Below are 531 nucleotides of genomic sequence, written 5' to 3'. Positions count from 1 at the left end.
TTTTTACAGAACAAATTTATGCAGTGCGGATATAACGCAAGTGCGGGAACAAACTTTACTGCATTTGCGTTATATATATATCAATTTAACAAAGGAGAAATCAAAAATGAACAAGTATGGACAAGCCGAATACGCTTACGGGATTCTTCGGCAGATTTCAGAGAAACTGCTTGCTGAAGGAATCTTGACAGAAGAACAATTGAAACAGCTGAATGCACTAAACAAAGAGGACTGCTTTAGTCGGTTCTGCACAGCTCTGGCGGCGTAATTTCGTTGGGTTTGGTGATACCAATTTTCTCAAGAAAGTGGTATTGTATGTAGTGAAAAAATAGATTGGAGGCGCTAATATGAATCCAAATGTGACGGTAATTCAGCCGACAATTGCAGCGGAACAAGAACAAAAAATCCGAGTTGCCGCACAATAATCTGGACACAAAAAGGCGAAAAGAATTAAGAAGAAAGTAAAGATTTTTCAAAATGAATGGGCGACAAATAATTAATAGCCGAGTGAATGCGATTAAGATTATAAAA

1 protein-coding gene is annotated in these 531 nt (G+C 37.5%); it reads left to right on the top strand.

The genetic code is table 11. The annotated features are described in order from the left end of the window. Positions 1-106: 106 nt before the first annotated feature. Positions 107-268 (top strand): hypothetical protein, encoded by a 162-nt coding sequence (locus tag OCV67_RS13505; RefSeq protein ID WP_178085193.1) that lies wholly within the window; start codon positions 107-109, stop codon positions 266-268. Positions 269-531 lie beyond the last annotated feature (263 nt).

Source organism: Porcipelethomonas ammoniilytica (assembly GCF_025567485.1).
GTDB classification, from domain to species: domain Bacteria; phylum Bacillota; class Clostridia; order Oscillospirales; family Ruminococcaceae; genus Porcipelethomonas; species Porcipelethomonas ammoniilytica.
The sequence above is the reverse complement of the archived record's forward strand: the minus strand, read 5'-3'. Positions and strand labels throughout refer to the sequence as shown.